The following is a 17,040-nucleotide window of genomic DNA, read 5'->3' on the forward strand; positions in this document are numbered from 1 at the left end:
CTTACTCCTGTTCCGGATCACGCAGGTAGTAGCCTACCCCACGCCGCGTCACAATCCATGCCGGATGGCTCGGAGTATCCTCGATCTTCTCCCGTAAACGGCGGATGGTGACGTCCACGGTACGGACATCGCCAAAATAATCATAGCCCCAGACCGTTTGCAGCAAATGTTCACGTGTCATCACTTGACCGATATGCTTGGCCAGATAATGAAGCAGTTCGAATTCCCGGTGGGTCAATTCAATCGTCTCATCCCGTTTCAGCACGAGGTAAGCATCCGGCTGAATGACCAGATTCCCGACCGTAATTTCATTCGTCGATTCCCCTTGCTCTTCCTGCACCACTTTCATATGACGCCGCAGATTCGCCTTCACCCGCGCAATCAGTTCCCGTGTGCCGAACGGCTTCGTCACGTAATCGTCCGCACCGAGTTCCAGCCCTAGCACTTTATCGATTTCGGAATCCTTGGCAGTCAACATGATAATCGGGAAATCGTATTTTTTACGCACTTCCCGACAGACTTCCATTCCGTCGCGTTTTGGAAGCATGATATCCAAGAGCATCAGGTCAGGCTTTACTTCCTCGACCTGTTCCAACGCTTGCTCTCCATCATATGCGCAATATACATTGAAGCCCTCTTTTTTCAGATTGAATTCGAGTATATCGGCAATCGGCTTCTCATCGTCTACGACTAATATCGTTTTGTCCTGCATATTCACTTCCCTTTCTCGCCATTTTGCGTCTATTTTCTATGAGATTAGATGTTATGGTCATCCTTTAACTCTATCACTGTTTGTGCTGTTTCGCACGTGCTATCAAGACTTTTCGATGCTATTTCCCGGGCAATAATTCCCGTTTTTTGTCGAATGATGCGCAAACGGGTTGGAGGGCATAGGCTAAGACACATCTCTAGGAGATAAAAAATGGGGACCGTCCTTTTCAGACAGCCCCCGCATTCTATTTCAAAACACTCATCGGATTGATGTTTTCTCCGTTTTTCAATACTTCGAAATGGAGATGGACACCGGTGGATCGGCCCGTGGAACCCATGACACCGATTTTCGCGCCTTGTGCCACGGTTTGTCCGACACTGACATCAATGGAAGATAAATGTGCATATAACGTTTCATAGCCATTTTCATGGCTGACGATGATACGGTTACCGTATGCGCCGCTTGGACCCGCGGCAGTGACAACACCATTATCGGCAGCTTTGATCGTCCGGTTGGAAGGGCGGGCGATATCGATTCCGAGGTGCATCCGACCCCAGCGTGATCCCATATGGCTTGAGATATAGCCACCGACTGCCGGCCATGCAAACGAGCCTGTCCCTCGCGATGCGATCACTTTCGTGCCGACGACCAGCACTTTATCCGTCGGTTCTGCAGTGACTGTTTCTTCTTGAATGGAGCGCCCAACCACTTCACCGTTTTGCTTGCGAATCAATTCGGTGACGACTTTCTCTCCGTCAACGCCTTTTTGCGTTACTTTCTTTTCCCCTTTTAATAGGGTTTTGTCCTGCTCTTTTATTGTTTTGAAGGGGATCGGCTCTTTCCGTTTTGATTCGAAATGAGCTTCCACTTCAACGAACGGCTCAAACTTCGTGACATTCAACTCATCACCCAGCTGCAGAACGGTATCCGCCTTGTAGTCCGGATTCAACTCCAATAGCTGTTTGGTCGTCATGTCATGGGCTGCCGCTATTTTTCCTAGAACATCGCCTGGTTGAACGACATATTTCTTATTTTCCAACGTCCCTTTGTTCAATAGCTGAACGGCCTTTTTCACATTCAACACATCTTCCGGTGCGGCTTGTCCTTCGTCCGCCTGGATGTCGCTGCTCATCATAATATCCGCAACGCGTGTTTCATTCTCTTTCAAAGGGGGTAAAGGTTCATTGGACGCTTGGCGCTTCTCGAATGCGTTAAGTTCCTTTTCCGTGACGGTTTGCAATTTCAGTTCACGGACTACATTTCGGTAAGCATCCATGTCTTTTACATAGAGAGCTGTTTCTCCGTCCACAAGAACGCCAACCGCTTCCGCCTCCACAGACATTTTTTTCTGTAACGAATCCAAGACCGTCTCGTCGGCGGTACTAGTTTCGAATACTTTTTCCGGGATGACCGATAGATCCGCTACTTTCAACTGCAAGTCTTCATATTGTGCAGCAGCTTCTTCTAGTTTCTGTTCTTTCAATTGTTCAATCTTCTCTTTATCTGAAATCTTGCCTATGTATTCATCATTGGTATAGACATGATAGACTGTTGCCAGGTTGTCTTTCTCGGGTTCGTTGGCAAACCCTACGTTCAATCCGATTCCCGCTAACAATACTGCGGTAAGTATGAATTTCGGAAATGCCTTTGCTATCCTATTTCCTTTTCGGACTTCCTTGGAAAACATGGATCCTCCGTACTCCTTCCGTTGTTCAACCGATCTGTAACACCCCGGCACCTGACCGGGTACTCCCTATACAACTCATTCTGTTGTAAATACAATTACATCGGTATATCATTTTTCACACTTCTCCAATCTATCATAGTTAGCAAGACACTTGGGCAAAACAACCATATTGTAATGCAATTGTATCATTGCATCCAATATTTTATAATTAATGGAATATAAATGTATATTATTAACGAGGAAACACCTATATATTTAATCTTTTTCTCTAGTTTTTCCGATTTTCCACACAAATATAGGACAAAAAACACGAACATCCCCATCTCACATCGGGACATTCGTGTTTTTCTATTCTAATAAGCTGCTGGTGCATGCTGGCTCCAGTCGATATTGACAAACTTGTTATATTCCTTCGCAAAGGCGAGTGTTACAGTACCAGTCGGACCGTTCCGCTGCTTGGCTATGATGATTTCAATCATATTCTGATTCTCTGTTTCTTTATCATAATAGTCTTCACGATACAGGAACGAAACGATATCGGCATCTTGCTCGATACTTCCCGACTCCCGTAAATCCGACATCATCGGACGCTTGTCTTGACGTTGTTCCACGCCACGGGACAGCTGGGACAACGCAATGACGGGCACTTTCAACTCACGGGCAAGAGCCTTCAAGGAACGGGAAATCTCGGAGACTTCCTGTTGGCGGTTTTCTCCGGAACGGCCGCTTCCTTGAATCAACTGCAAATAGTCGATCATGATCATGCCAAGGCCATGTTCCTGCTGAAGACGTCGGCATTTGGATCGGATTTCATTGATCCGGATACCGGGGGAGTCATCGATGAAAATCCCCGCATTGGATAAGCTCCCCATAGCCATTGTCAACTTCCGCCAGTCTTCCGCCTCCAAGTTTCCGGTCCGCAGCACTTGCGCGTCGATATTGCCTTCCGCACAAAGCATCCGCATGACGAGCTGCTCGGCGCCCATCTCCAAACTGAAGATGGCCACATTCTCGTCCGTCTTCGTAGCGACATTTTGTGCCACGTTCAATGCGAACGCCGTCTTCCCGACGGAGGGGCGGGCGGCAACGATGATCAGGTCATTGCGCTGGAAACCGGCGGTGATTTTGTCCAGATCCCGGAATCCGGTCGGAATCCCGGTCACTTCCCCTTTACGTGTATGGAGCAGCTCGATGTTGTCGTATGTTTCGACCAACACGTCTTTGATATGACGGAAATCACCCGCATTTTTGCGGTTGGAGACTTCCATCATCTTCTTTTCCGCTTCGGATAAAAGCGCCTCGACTTCATCCTCTCTTGTGTAGCCATCCTCGACAATGGAAGTGGCGACCCGGATCAGACGGCGCAGCAAAGCTTTCTCTTCTACAATTTTTGCATAATGGACAATGTTGGCAGCGGTTGGAACGGCATTGGCCAGCTCCGTCAAATAAGAGATGCCGCCGACATCCTCCAGTTCTTTTTTGGCCGATAATTCTTCGGTTACCGTAACGACGTCAATGGCTTGGCCTTTATCACTCAAGCCGATCATCGTATCGAAAATTTTCCGATGCGCAATCCGGTAGAAATCTTCGGGCATGAGGATTTCCGCCGCTGTGATGAGCGCTTGCGGTTCAAGGAAAATTGCTCCGATGACCGACTGTTCCGCTTCGTTATTATGTGGTGGGACGCGATCGATCATCTGGTCCATCGTACTATCTCCTTATCATTCTTCGGTTACATGGACTTTCAAAGTTGCCGTCACTTCCGGATGCAGTTTCACCGGGACATTCGTATAACCAAGCGCACGGATGGCATCCGGCAATTCCATTTTCCGGCGGTCCACTTTGATGCCTTCGCTTTTATTGAGAGCTTCCGCAATCTGCTTCGTTGTAATCGATCCGAAGAGGCGTCCGCCTTCTCCCGATTTCGCCTTCATCTCAACAGTGATATTGTCCAGCTTCTCTTTTAAGGCTTGAGCTTCTTTCAACTCCTCAGCAGCGTCTTGGGCGGCACGCTTTTTCTGCCCTTCCAGCTTGCTTAAGTTCCCTGGAGTTGCTTCTACAGCCACATTATTTTTAAACAGGAAGTTTTGCGCGTAGCCAGGAGACACTTCTTTGATTTCGCCTTTCTTCGCTGTCCCTTTTACATCCTTCAAGAAAATCACTTTCATCTCAATTTCCCCTCTCCGTATGATTTTGAATGACTGTCCTTAACATTTCTTCGGCCTCTTCCACCGAATCGACTTCCAATTGGCAAGCCGCATTGGTCAGATGCCCGCCGCCGCCCAGCTCTTCCATGACCAACTGGACATTGAATTCGCCTAAAGACCGGGCACTGATCCCAATCTTACCGTCGGCACGCGGTGCAATGACAAACGACGCCGTCACGCCTTGCATCGTCAGCAATATATCGGCCGTCTGTGCAATCAAGACCGAACCGTAGGCAACCCCATCCGAACCGGTGGCAATGGCGATGCCATCGTCGTCCAAGTCGACGGTCTCGATCAATTTCGACCGTTTGACGTACGTGTCGATGTCCTCTTTCAGAAGGCGCTGGACAAGTATCGTGTCCGCGCCGTTTGTCCGAAGATAGGATGCCGCATCAAACGTCCTCGAACCTGTACGGAGCGTAAAGCTCTTCGTATCGACAATGATGCCGGCCAGAAGTGCGGTTGATTCGAGCATCGTCAGCTTTTCATGTTTCGGTTGATATTCAATCAATTCCGTAACGAGTTCGGCAGTGGACGAGGCATACGGTTCCATATAGACAAGCATCGTGTTTTTGATGAATTCCTCGCCGCGTCTGTGATGATCGATGACGACCATTTTCTCGGCCTTGTCCACAATCCGTTCCTCAATGACCATGCTCGGTTTATGGGTATCGACTACAATGACGAGCGATTTGCTCGTCATCATTCCCAATGCCTCATCCGGGCTGATGAATTGCCGGAAAAGTTCCGGATCGCCTTCGATTTCATCCATCAACCGCGTGACACTGCCATCCAGCTCATTAAAATTGATGACGATGTATCCTTCTATATTATTCATGCGAGCCATCTTCCTGACACCAATGGATGCACCGATTGCGTCCATATCCGGCATCCGATGCCCCATGACAAACACTTTGTCGCTCCCTTGGATCAGATCGCGCAACGCATGGGAGATGACACGCGCCCGGACACGCGTCCGTTTTTCCACCGGATTCGTTTTTCCTCCATAGAACTTCAACTTGCCGTCGGACCGTTTGATGGCGACTTGATCGCCACCCCGGCCTAACACCAAGTCCAAACTGGATTGCGCAAGTTCTCCGAGTTCAATGAGGGAGTCCGATCCCGTTCCGACCCCGATACTGAGCGTCAGGGAAGTGCTCTGTTTCGCAGTCGTTTCCCGGATTTCATCCAACAGGGAAAACTTCGATTTCTCCAACACCACTAACGTCCCTTCATTGAAAACGGCGAGGAACCGATCAGAGGCGATCCGTTTTACGAAGATTCCATTCTTCGTTGCCCAATCATTGACGAGCGAGGTGACAAGGGAGTTGAGCTGACTTCGCGTTTGGTCGTCCATCGTCTGGGCAACCTCGTCGTAGTTATCGACGAGCAGAATGCCGATCACGGTCCGATCCGCGTCATACAACGATTCCATCTCCACTTGTTCCGTCACGTCAAATAAATAAATAAGCTTTTCTTCCACTTTATAAAAAGTATTATACGAGCGATCTCCAACCGTCAGAAGGGAATGCTCGGATGTTTCACTCTTCACCAAAGACTCGAACTGGCCGGATAAGCTGAGTAATTCTTCGCCGATTAACGTTTCCATGTTGAACATCCTGGCGGCAAAGGGGTTCGCCCATTCGATCACCTGGTTTTCATTCAATAAAATGATTCCAATCGGCATTTCCAGCAGTGCTTCTTCGCCGACTTTTTTCATACGATACGACAGGGTTTCGATATGTTTTTCCGTTTCGAGATAGGTGCGTTCTTCCGCTTTCCATGCCGCCCCGATGAAAACGGCGAACAGGATGGTGTACACAAGACCGAACCAAAAGTTGGATAGAAACAGCAACACAGCCGCCAGGATACCGAGAAGAGAAAGGGCTAGTAATGGATAGCGGATTGCTCTTATTCTAAAAAAAGACGTCATCTTTCCCAGCTCCTTACTTTGTCTTGTCTCTTCCGATCCAAGCGCGGATATTCACACCCGTGTCTATAATTCCAAGAAACGTCGTTATCGGGCTCAGCAATAGCGCCAGAACCGTCAGCAGCCCAGTCACAGCCTTCGGGACCTTCATCGTATACATATAGTAATGGATCAGCGAAATTCCTTGCAACAGGAACAGGACCCGTAAGATGATGGTCGCATTCATCGTCATCAAATAGAGGTCGGAACCCGGCTCCATTTTGACAAAAAGGGTGATCAGGATCAGAATTCCATAAACGACCGCCGTGATGAAGGGTAGCTTCATATTCCGGAATGGCGGAAACTTCGGGACTTCATGCCGCAGACGCCGAGCCACCGCCAGATTCAAGGTGACCAGGATAAAGGCGATTGAAAAGATCCCCAAGATGAAAATGGCCGGGATGGTGTTCTCGTACATGGTGAATGTCGATTCCATCATCTGCTCGTAGCCCTCCGGCAGTCCACCGAACGTCCTCATCGTTTCCATCATTTGGTCTTGCATTTCGCGGAGAATACGGAACAGTTCCTCCACAAAGTTGAATTGGAATAAGAACACGGCCCCTACATACATAAGGATAGTAGTAATCAGTAAAGACAAAGCGGATGCCATGAAGATATATAATTTCGATCTTCCCAGCTTGACAGTTTCCCCGATCACGAAACCGATCAGGCCGAGGATAAAAGCGAGCGGAACCAGGAAGAGCCCCCCGACCAACATCGACAGCAGCACACCTGCAAACGTAACGAGCAGGGACGATGCCCGGTCATAGGTGAGCCGGTATAACAGGATCGGCAACGGGATGAAGAGCATCGTCACATTTCCGATAAAGGGCACATAGAGAGAGACCGCAAGCAAGACTGCAAAGAGTGCAATCATCATCGCCCCATATGTGATCTTTCTTGCATTATCTGGCATAGGTTCGTTCCTCCGGTCAGCAGCAGGGAACTTCACATTCACCTGTTCTGATTTTATTTCCCTCAATCTTTCAATTGTATCATGCTTTTTTCATTTAGACCAAAATCGGAACGTACATTCCTGTTAAGCAGTGACATGAAAAGAGCAAAAAACCGCCTGTAAGCCGGATGTGCCGGACTGACAAGGCGGTCATGATGAAAGAAATTATTTATCTTCCGCTACGAAAGGAAGAAGTGCCATGATACGTGCGCGTTTGATAGCAGTTGTCAACTTACGTTGGTACTTCGCGCTTGTTCCTGTCACACGGCGAGGTAAGATTTTTCCACGCTCAGAAATGAATTTCTTGAGTAGGTCAGTATCTTTATAATCAATGTGTGTAATGTTGTTAGATGTAAAATAACAAACTTTACGGCGTCTTTTGCCTCCACGACGTGGTGCCATATCGTATTCCCTCCTTGTTCATTTAGATTCGTCCGCTGCTGCCCGATCTTAGAACGGCAGGTCGTCATCCGATACTTCAATCGGACCGCCTGCCGAAAACGGATCATCATCGGTACGTGTATAGTTCTGCTGACTCGGTTGGTGTTGTGGTTGATTGGGCTGGTAGTACGGTTGGTTGTTCTGCGGCTGGCCGCCATACGACGGTGCGCCTTGTTGGTAAGATCCGGTTCTTTCCGTGTTCGCGCTGGCATTGCGCGGTTCCAAGAACTGCGTACTGTCGGCGACGACCTCGGTTGTGTACACGCGCTTGCCGTCTTGTCCTTCGAAGCTGCCCGTCTGAATACGGCCATCCACTCCGACAAGACTGCCTTTTCTTAAAAAGTTCGCGATGTTCTCGGCCTGTTTCCGCCATGCAACGCAATTGATGAAATCCGCTTCCCGTTCACCTGACTGGTTCTGGAAAGCCCGATTGACCGCCAATGTGAAGCGGACAACGGCAATGCCTGTCTGCGTATAACGGAGTTCCGGATCTTTGGTCAACCTTCCTACTAAAACAACTCGGTTAATCAATACAATTCAACCTCCCTCATCATTTTGTAAGTGCCACTCTATTTGAATTATTTCTCAAGGCGAACAGCCATATGACGAAGGATATCTTCGTTGATGTTCGCTAGACGTGTAAACTCATCGATTGCTTCAGTTCCTGCGTTCACTTTTACAAGTTGGTAGAAACCTTCATGCAAGTCGTCGATTTCATATGCAAGACGGCGCTTGCCCCACTCTTTCGACTCGATGATCTCCGCTCCATTCGAAGTAAGGATTTCATCATAACGGTCGATCAATGCTTTTTTCGCCTCATCTTCTACCGTTGGGCGGATAATGTACATGATTTCGTACGTTCTCATCTTCAGTCACCTCCTTATGGACTTGGGCCCTGCTGTGACCAGCGGGCAAGGAGTAAGTAATGTTTATTACTCACATCAACACATTCTACCACATCTCCGTTAGGCTTACAACTTTTTTTCTTGTATAATGGTGACAGTCACCTAAACAACTTGGAAACGATTCCGAATTGTCCGGAATTTGTAAAGGTGATACCTTTACAATGAGGCAGGTGATGGGAAGATGGATGAGCAAAACATACCGGATCATATCGTGGAACTGGATCTGCCAAAAGTGGCGAAGTTCAGTATGCTGCTGACGGGAGTGGCCCTAGTTCTTTTATTCGCGGTGAAAGTATGGATCGACAAAGGATTTTCAATCGAAATCACGCTTTGGAATACGCTGTTATTCATCGTCGGTTATGTAGTATTGATCGTATTGCATGAAGGATTCCATTTGCTCGGATTCCGCATTTTTGGCAACGTGCCCTGGAAGCGGATGGTTGTCGGGGTCAATTGGAAGATGGGGGTCGCCTATGCAACAACCGACCAATTGATGACGAACCGGGCCATCCGAAAAGCATTGCTCCTGCCGTTCTGGACAACGGGAGTGGTGCCGGCCATTGCCGGCCTCGCCATGAGCAACGGCCTTCTGTTAGGGCTGGCCGCTTTCCTGATCGGCGGGGCGGCGGGGGACTTCGCCATGTACCGGGAACTGCGGAAGTTGCCGGATGAGTGGCTTGTGAAAGATGACCCCGAAATGCCTAAGCTGTATTTATTCAGACCTGAGAGTGGAATCCAAAGGGGACATGAAACATAAAGTGATGAGCAACGGGCATGGCTTATGAGCACGGTACACGGAGTTATAAGCGCGGAGATACGACTTTGGGCACGGTGCACGGAGTTATAAGCACAGAGCTTCGACTTATGGGCCTGGAACGCAGAGTTACAAGCGCGAGACCTCGACTTATGAGCGCACCCCGGATATTTACCAGCCCCTAAAAATAAAGCCCTGCCGCGAGATTCCACGGCAGGGCTTCTTACTATTCAATCAAACATTAAAGCGGAACAACATGACGTCTCCGTCTTTGACGATGTATTCTTTACCTTCGAGGCGAACTTTTCCGGCTTCTTTGGCGGACGCCATGGAGCCAGCTTCTACGAGATCGTCGTAGGCGACAGTTTCTGCCCGGATGAACCCGCGCTCAAAGTCGGTGTGGATAATGCCCGCACATTGCGGCGCTTTCATCCCTTTTCGGAAAGTCCAAGCCCGGACTTCCTGCACGCCCGCTGTGAAATACGTGGCCAACCCGAGAAGATGGTAAGCAGCTCTGATCAATTGATCCAATCCCGACTCCTTGATGCCGAGCTCTTCTAGGAACATGGCTTTCTCTTCGTCTTCCAGCTCCGCCATTTCTTCCTCGATTTTCGCGCACACTACGATGACTTGCGCATTGTCTTTCTCCGCAAATTCCCGGACAGCTTGGACATATTCATTGTTGTCCGCATCGGCAATTTCATCTTCCGATACATTCGCCACGTAGAGCATCGGCTTGATCGTCAACAAGTGCATGCCTTTGACGACATTATACTCATCCTCGGACAATTCCACCGAACGTGCCGGTCTCTCTTCTTCGAACGCCGCTTTCAGTTTCAATAAAACCGGTTCTTCGATCATGGCCTCTTTGTCTTTCTGTTTGGCCATCTTCGATACGCGGACTAAACGCTTGTCGACACTCTCCATATCAGCCAAGATCAATTCCAAATTGATGATTTCGATATCGGCGATCGGATCGACTTTCCCGGAAACGTGTGTAATGTTTTCATCCGCGAAACAACGGACGACTTGGCAAATGGCATCCACTTCCCGGATGTGGGAAAGGAATTTATTCCCCAATCCTTCTCCTTTGCTCGCCCCTTCGACAATCCCCGCAATATCGGTGAACTCGAAAGCGGTTGGTACCGTCTTTTTCGGAGTGACCAACTCGGTCAACTTTTGCAACCGTTCGTCCGGCACCTCGACAATGCCGACGTTCGGATCAATCGTACAGAACGGATAGTTCGCCGCTTCCGCCCCTGCCTTTGTAATTGCATTGAACAACGTCGATTTCCCCACGTTTGGCAGGCCGACAATCCCAGCTGTTAACGCCATTGTTTCCACAACCTTTCCATATATATCAATTCAAATGATTTCCTAGTCAACTCTTCCATTATAAGGACAACAAACCGGGATGTCTATCCGTTCAAGCCTCTGGTTCGGCTTTCACTAGCACTTTTTTCATCTTTTTGGAAAACTCGTTTCGTGGAATCATGACACTATGTCCGCAGCCTTCGCATTTAATGCGGATATCGGCACCCATGCGGATGATTTTCCAAGCATTCGTTCCGCACGGATGTTGCTTTTTCATTTCCACAATATCGTGCAGGCCAAATTCCTTCATCCTTCCCACATCCCTTTCCTATGAACTGGTAAATGATTTCGTAATGATTGTCGGGTAAGGGATTTGAATCCCTTCCAAATCCAAATACTTCTTCAAGCCAACTGCAATCAGTCGCGCACAATCATAATGCTTCATCGGCTGCGTCTCCGCAATAATGCGGACCGTCATATCGGTGTCGGTGAATTCCTGTGCACCAATCAGCTTGGGCGCCTTGATGAACTCTTCATGTCCACTCGGCAAATTGGCCAAATAGCTCTCCATCAAGCTTTCCGTCTTTTCGATGCCGACCTCGAAAGGAATGTGTACATCGACGATGGCCAATGAGTTTTCCAATGAGTAATTGACCACTTGGGTGATCCCGCCGTTCGGAATGATGGACACTTCCCCCGTCGGCGATTTAACCTTCGTCGTGCGCAATCCGATTTCCTCAACCGTTCCTTCAGCCGATCCGATTTTCACGTAATCCCCGACGGAAAACTGATCCTCGAATAGGATGAAAAAGCCGGTAATGACGTCTTTCACTAAACTCTGCGCCCCGAAACCGACTGCCAGCCCAAGCACTCCAGCACCCGCCAGCAGTCCCCTGACATCCATGAATTCAGAGAGGATCGCTAAGATGGCGGAAAAATAAATGATATAGGAAAGTGTATTCTCCAGCAGTCGAAGAAGCGTGATTTCTCTTCGTTCTGAATGACGGAGCGGTCCTTTCCATTTCAGCTTAAAAATACGGTTGATAAAAGCTTTTCCCAATCTAACGGCTAGCACCGCAAGCAAAACGATGATAAATATCTCTAAGGATGTCTTCCCTATTTCTTCCCAAGTCTCTTGACTGAATAGGAACTTGCTCGCTTGTTCCACCTTTTCAGGAATATCTATTGCTGGTGAAGCCACTAATTCTTCTCTCCCTTCCGTATAATTATCTGAAAATTGGCGTAAACTGCATGGAGGAATCTTCATGCGTTTTTAAAACAAATGATTGGAGTTTTTCTATGCATGCTATGATTGCTTCATCTCATGATTACCGGATCCACTATAAGGAGACAGGAGTCGTCTGGAAATTAAGTTCTTTATTCCTCCAGCATATCCCGTTTGCCTCCAAAGAAATCGTGTTTTTCTGCATTGGCACCGATCGTTCGACAGGCGATTCTCTCGGCCCATTGACAGGTTTGCATCTTTCGGAAAGTCCGCTTTTCCCTTTTCCCGTCGTCGGGACATTGGAAAATCCCTTGCATGCTCTTAACTTGCAACAGCATTTGGATGCTTGCAAGGAAGCCAATCCGGATGCCTTCATTGTCGCCATCGACGCCTGCCTTGGGAAAGGGAGTTCCATCGGACAATTGCTTTTCCATAGCGGTCCCATCCAACCCGGAAAAGCGGTGGGCAAGGAGCTGCCTCCCGTCGGAGATGTCTCCATCAAAGGGATTGTCAATATCGGCGGATTCATGGAGCATGCGGTCCTGCAGAGCACCCGCCTCCACTTGCCCTATGAAATGAGCCGGGTCATTGCACGCGCCCTACAACTCGCTTACAATCGCAATGCTTGATTCAAAACAAAAAGACAATCGTCACAATAATCCCGACTACGAAGATTCCTGGGATTAGATTGGCGACACGGATTTTTGTCAACCCGAGCAAGTTCAATCCGATGGCTGCAATCATCAGTCCCCCCGTCGCTGTCATCTCAGATATGAAAAACTGCAACAGCTCGTCCGGCACAATGCGGCCAATTTGCGTTGAAAACAATGTGATGAGCCCTTGGTATACCAATACAGGTATCGCTGCAAAAGCAACACCGATGCCTAAAGTCGAACTGAGGATAATCGCAGTGAATCCGTCTATGATCCCTTTCATGACAAGGACATCGTGATCATTGCGAAGACCGCTATCGATTGCTCCGATAATGGCCATCGATCCTACAACGAAAATGAGAGTGGCTGTCACAAAGCCTTGCGAAATCCCAAGCCCTTTCGTATCCGATGCTGGCATTTTGGATTCAATCCAATCGCCAAGTTCATTCACTTTCTTGTCCAAATCAAGCCATTCCCCCAGAACCGCCCCTAAGACAATGGAAATGATGACGATTAAAATTTGTGTACTTTCAAAAGTCATCTGTAATCCAATCGCAACGACAGCTAATCCAATTCCATACATAACCGTTTCTCTCATCTTTTCGGGGATATTATGTAGAAACCTTCCGATCAATGCCCCGGCCAGAATTAAAAAGAAGTTGACTAACGTTCCAAACAGCACCATGACTTCCATTCACCTTCTAACCAATTACATCTCTGTGCAATTGTAACTAAAATTCATGACAAGTTAAAAATAAAACCTATTCTGCCCATATCGCAAAATAGGTACGGTCCTCAATCATTGAGTAATTCAAGAATCCGATCCAAGTCTTCTTCGGAGAAAAATTCGATTTCAATTTTCCCTTTGTTTTTCGTCTTTTTAATGGTAACATTCGTCCCGAAGTACTCTCTTAAATTAGTTTCTTGCTCTACTAGGAAAATATCTTTCTTTTTATCCTGCTTTGTTTCACGTGGAACATCTTCATTTAAACGTTGCACAAGTTTCTCAAGTTGCCGGACATTCAGGCCTTCTTCAATCGTCCTTTCAGCAACAGGGAGTATCTGTTCTTTCCGACGGAGGCCTAATAATGTCCGGCCATGCCCCATGGAGAGCTTATGGTCAGTAATATAATTCCTGATTTTCTCAGGTAAAGATAGAAGCCGGATATGATTCGCTATATGAGGTCTGCTTTTTCCAAGTCTGAATGCAAGTTGCTCTTGGGTCAGATTCAAATTATCCATCAAATTTTGATAGGCTTCCGCTTCCTCAATCGGCGTGAGGTCTTCTCGCTGCAAGTTCTCGAGAATTGCCAGTTCCATCATTTCAGTATCCGTCAATTCACGAACGACAGCAGGCACTTCTTTCAGACCGGCCAATTTAGCTGCCCGAAAACGCCTCTCTCCGACTACTATTTGGTAAGTCGTCCCCATCTTGCGCAAGATGATCGGTTGAAGGATACCGTGCTCTTTAATGGAGTCGCTCAATTCCTGTATTGCCGTTTCATCGAATTTTTTTCTAGGCTGGTACGGGTTTACTTTGATACTTTTCACATGAACTTGTTCAATCGTTTCCCCTTTTGCCATAGACTCGCCGGGGAATAAAGCATTTAATCCTCTTCCAAGCCCTTTAGCCATTCTGTACCACTTCCTTTGCCAACTCTAAATAGACTTCTGCTCCTCGTGAACGCGCATCATACATAATAATCGGCTCGCCATGACTCGGTGCCTCACTTAACCGTACATTCCTCGGAATGATTGTCCGATAAACTTTGTCTTGGAAATACTTCTTTACTTCCTCAATGACTTGAATCCCTAAATTCGTTCTGGCATCGAACATGGTGAGTAATACGCCTTCAATCATGAGATGTTCATTTAAATGCTTTTGTACGAGTCGAATTGTACTTAATAGTTGACTCAGCCCTTCCAAGGCATAATATTCACATTGGACCGGAATGATAATGGAGTCCGAAGCCGTCAAAGCGTTGATTGTCAATAAACCGAGGGAGGGAGGACAATCAATCAAGATATAGTCATACATCGATTTAGCTTCCTGAATTGCATGCTTTAATCGGACTTCCCTTGAAATCGTGGAAACCAGTTCAATTTCAGCCCCTGCCAATGAAATTGTAGCGGGAATGACATCCAAATTTTCCACTTTGGTCGGATGGATTACTTCCTTAATATCAACGTCATCAATTAAAATATCGTAAATACAGTGATGCACATCGCCTTTATTGACGCCTACCCCGCTAGTGGCATTCCCCTGCGGATCGGTATCAATTAAAAGAACTTTTTTGCCGATATGGGCAAGGCAAGCACTTAAATTCACGGATGTCGTCGTTTTTCCGACTCCCCCTTTTTGGTTGGCGATTGCTATTATTTTGCCCACGCTTGCACCTCTTTCTATCTGTTTAAAAGTTCGTTTTCCATATTCTTAGTTTATCAAAGATACTTGTAGAAGTGTGAGAAAACCTTAGAAAGGGAAAGGTTAACTGCTGCAACTTTAAAAAAACTCCTGCTTTCGTCCAGCAAGAGTCGATCGTTCTATTTTTTCTTCGGTATTTTTACTGTGATGGTGTAAAAATCTTCCGTGTCTTCTTCTTCAGTTTTGACATGAATCCCACTTTTGGTTACGAGTGCCAACGATTGCCGGATCGTATTGACTGCAATGCGGACATCTTTACTCACCGACTTGCGGCGCGGCGCTTTGTTTTTTTCTTTGACTTTTTCTTCGGGGTTCAATAATTGCTGAATTCTCTCTTCCACCTGTTTGACATTCAGTTGCTGTTCCACTATTTCCTTGTAGATGAGTAATTGCAACTCAACCTCTTTTAATGGAATCAATGCACGTGCATGCCGTTCGGATATTTTTTTTTCCATAATGGCTTTTTGGATTTCTTCTGGCAACTTCAGCAATCGTAATTTATTGGCAACTGTCGATTGCCCTTTTCCCAATCGCTGGGCCAATGCCTCTTGTGTGAGCGAATGAAGTTCCAATAATTTTTCGTAGGCGTATGCTTCCTCGATTGCTGTCAGTTCTTCCCTCTGCAAGTTCTCGATGAGTGCGATGGAGGCGGTTTCCTTATCATCCAAATCACGGATGATTGCAGGCACTTCTGTCCAACCCAACTTTTTCATGGCCCGATATCGACGTTCCCCTGCGATAATTTCATATTTTTCTTCGCCGGTTCTCCGAATGACAATCGGTTGGATGACTCCGTGTGTATGGATTGTTCTTGCTAATTCCTCAATCTTCTCTTCTGAAAAGATTGTCCGAGGTTGATATTTATTTGGTTTAATCCAATCTATTTTAACTTGCTCAATTTTTTCTTGGTTATTTTCTTCATTCACCAAACTAGTTGATTCTTTGTCTCCGCCTCCGAAAAAACGTGAAAAAGGACTTTTCATTCCCGGCACCACCTTTTTTTGACTGCTCTCTAATCCAATAGTTCGTCATAAGAATAGTATATCCCTTTTATTGTTCCACGTGAAACAAATTATTGAATTGGGGACTTATTAGGAACTCCAGGTTTACGCGGGTATTTCTTCGGAGTTTTCCCTTCTTTGACAAATACGGAAATATTGCGTTCGCTCTCTTCTACAGGCAATGTAAAACGAAACTGTTCTTGGAGAGAAGCACCCAAGACGGAGAGCGCTTTTTTTGCATCAGCCAATTCTTCTTCTGCGGCAGCGCCTTTCATGGAAATGAAGATTCCGCCTGATTTCACAAGAGGGACACATAATTCGGCAAGGACCGATAATCGTGCAACGGCACGCGCAGTCACCATGTCAAATTGCTCCCGATATGCTGCATTTTGACCAAAATCCTCCGCTCGGGCATGGACAAAGTGAACATTTTGCAGTTGCAATTCCTCTGCCAAGTTAGTTAAAAAGCCGATTCGTTTGTTTAATGAATCAACAATTGTCACTTCCAACTCGGGAAAGCAGATTTTTAGCGGGATGCTAGGAAAGCCCGCCCCAGCCCCGACATCGCATAACGTCTTCTTCCCTGTAAAATCGACGTAGAAAGCTGCGGAGATGGAATCATAAAAATGTTTAAGATACACGGATGGCAAATCGGTAATCGCCGTTAAGTTCATCTTTTCGTTCCACTCGACAAGCAGTTCAAAATACCGCTTGAATTGATGAATTTGAGTTGGATTCAACTCAATCCCTTGCTCCGTAAGTGCTTGGAGAAATGTCTCTTCGTTCACCAAT

19 protein-coding genes are annotated in these 17,040 nt (G+C 47.0%); 2 read left to right on the plus strand and 17 right to left on the minus strand.

From position 1 onward, the window contains the following. Position 1: 1 nt before the first annotated feature. From yycF to rpsF, 9 genes are all read right to left on the minus strand, one after another. Positions 2–712, minus strand: a complete 711-nt coding sequence (gene yycF, locus OXB_RS04910) for a response regulator YycF (RefSeq protein ID WP_041072366.1) — start codon at positions 710–712, stop codon at positions 2–4. A 244-nt stretch (positions 713–956) separates the two neighbouring features. Continuing rightward, positions 957–2,399 (minus strand): M23 family metallopeptidase, encoded by a 1,443-nt coding sequence (locus tag OXB_RS04915; protein ID WP_041072368.1) that lies wholly within the window; start codon positions 2,397–2,399, stop codon positions 957–959. A 353-nt stretch (positions 2,400–2,752) separates the two neighbouring features. Next, positions 2,753–4,105 carry a replicative DNA helicase gene (gene dnaB / locus OXB_RS04920; RefSeq protein ID WP_041072370.1) on the minus strand — a complete coding sequence of 451 codons (1,353 nt, stop codon included), beginning with the start codon at positions 4,103–4,105 and terminating at the stop codon, positions 2,753–2,755. Between the two features lie 15 nt (positions 4,106–4,120). Then, positions 4,121–4,567, minus strand: a complete 447-nt coding sequence (rplI, locus tag OXB_RS04925; RefSeq protein ID WP_041072372.1) for a 50S ribosomal protein L9 — start codon at positions 4,565–4,567, stop codon at positions 4,121–4,123. A gap of 1 nt (position 4,568) precedes the next feature. Beyond that, on the minus strand, positions 4,569–6,539 hold the full coding sequence (locus OXB_RS04930; RefSeq protein ID WP_041072374.1) for a DHH family phosphoesterase: 1,971 nt from the start codon (positions 6,537–6,539) through the stop codon (positions 4,569–4,571). A 13-nt stretch (positions 6,540–6,552) separates the two neighbouring features. Beyond that, positions 6,553–7,491 (minus strand): YybS family protein, encoded by a 939-nt coding sequence (locus OXB_RS04935; protein ID WP_041072376.1) that lies wholly within the window; start codon positions 7,489–7,491, stop codon positions 6,553–6,555. Between the two features lie 204 nt (positions 7,492–7,695). Further along, complete coding sequence (rpsR, locus tag OXB_RS04940; protein WP_041072378.1) at positions 7,696–7,932, minus strand: 30S ribosomal protein S18; 237 nt, start codon at positions 7,930–7,932, stop codon at positions 7,696–7,698. 48 nt (positions 7,933–7,980) lie between these two features. Next, on the minus strand, positions 7,981–8,502 hold the full coding sequence (gene ssb, locus OXB_RS04945) for a single-stranded DNA-binding protein (RefSeq protein ID WP_041072380.1): 522 nt from the start codon (positions 8,500–8,502) through the stop codon (positions 7,981–7,983). A 47-nt stretch (positions 8,503–8,549) separates the two neighbouring features. Continuing rightward, positions 8,550–8,837 (minus strand): 30S ribosomal protein S6, encoded by a 288-nt coding sequence (gene rpsF / locus OXB_RS04950; protein WP_041072381.1) that lies wholly within the window; start codon positions 8,835–8,837, stop codon positions 8,550–8,552. 220 nt (positions 8,838–9,057) lie between these two features. Here rpsF and OXB_RS04955 point away from each other — a divergent pair, with 220 nt between their 5' ends. Then, positions 9,058–9,633, plus strand: coding sequence for a DUF3267 domain-containing protein (locus tag OXB_RS04955; protein WP_041072382.1), 576 nt, complete (start codon positions 9,058–9,060; stop codon positions 9,631–9,633). Positions 9,634–9,864: 231 nt separating this feature from the next. On the opposite strand, the gene ychF is transcribed toward OXB_RS04955, so the two are convergent. The 3 genes from ychF to OXB_RS04970 all read right to left on the minus strand — a co-directional run bounded on the left by ychF (position 9,865) and on the right by OXB_RS04970 (position 12,145). After that, the gene (ychF, locus tag OXB_RS04960) at positions 9,865–10,965 is read right to left on the minus strand and encodes a redox-regulated ATPase YchF (RefSeq protein WP_041072383.1); all 1,101 of its coding nucleotides are present in this window, start codon (positions 10,963–10,965) and stop codon (positions 9,865–9,867) included. Between the two features lie 91 nt (positions 10,966–11,056). Continuing rightward, the gene (locus OXB_RS04965) at positions 11,057–11,254 is read right to left on the minus strand and encodes a DUF951 domain-containing protein (RefSeq protein WP_041072384.1); all 198 of its coding nucleotides are present in this window, start codon (positions 11,252–11,254) and stop codon (positions 11,057–11,059) included. Positions 11,255–11,272: 18 nt separating this feature from the next. Next, positions 11,273–12,145 carry a mechanosensitive ion channel family protein gene (locus OXB_RS04970; protein WP_231860364.1) on the minus strand — a complete coding sequence of 291 codons (873 nt, stop codon included), beginning with the start codon at positions 12,143–12,145 and terminating at the stop codon, positions 11,273–11,275. 98 nt (positions 12,146–12,243) lie between these two features. Between OXB_RS04970 and yyaC the strand changes: the two genes are divergently transcribed. After that, entirely contained in the window at positions 12,244–12,798 is a 555-nt protein-coding gene (yyaC, locus tag OXB_RS04975; protein WP_231860365.1) for a spore protease YyaC, read from the plus strand. A 1-nt stretch (position 12,799) separates the two neighbouring features. Here the strand turns inward: yyaC and OXB_RS04980 are convergent, their stop codons facing one another. The 5 genes from OXB_RS04980 to rsmG form a co-directional block, all read right to left on the minus strand. After that, positions 12,800–13,507: a DUF554 domain-containing protein gene (locus tag OXB_RS04980; RefSeq protein ID WP_041076316.1), complete on the minus strand. Its 708-nt coding sequence runs from the start codon at positions 13,505–13,507 to the stop codon at positions 12,800–12,802. 110 nt (positions 13,508–13,617) lie between these two features. Next, a complete protein-coding gene (locus OXB_RS04985) occupies positions 13,618–14,457 on the minus strand; it encodes a ParB/RepB/Spo0J family partition protein (protein WP_041072385.1) in 840 nt (279 codons plus the stop codon). Continuing rightward, complete coding sequence (locus OXB_RS04990; protein ID WP_041072386.1) at positions 14,450–15,211, minus strand: ParA family protein; 762 nt, start codon at positions 15,209–15,211, stop codon at positions 14,450–14,452. The genes OXB_RS04985 and OXB_RS04990 overlap by 8 nt, the downstream gene beginning before the upstream one ends. Positions 15,212–15,366: 155 nt before the next feature. Beyond that, on the minus strand, positions 15,367–16,230 hold the full coding sequence (gene noc / locus OXB_RS04995; protein ID WP_041072387.1) for a nucleoid occlusion protein: 864 nt from the start codon (positions 16,228–16,230) through the stop codon (positions 15,367–15,369). Between the two features lie 89 nt (positions 16,231–16,319). After that, positions 16,320–17,036, minus strand: coding sequence for a 16S rRNA (guanine(527)-N(7))-methyltransferase RsmG (gene rsmG, locus OXB_RS05000; protein WP_041072388.1), 717 nt, complete (start codon positions 17,034–17,036; stop codon positions 16,320–16,322). Positions 17,037–17,040: the final 4 nt, after the last annotated feature.

The organism is Bacillus sp. OxB-1 (assembly GCF_000829195.1).
In the GTDB taxonomy this organism is placed as follows: Bacteria; Bacillota; Bacilli; order Bacillales_A; family Planococcaceae; genus Sporosarcina.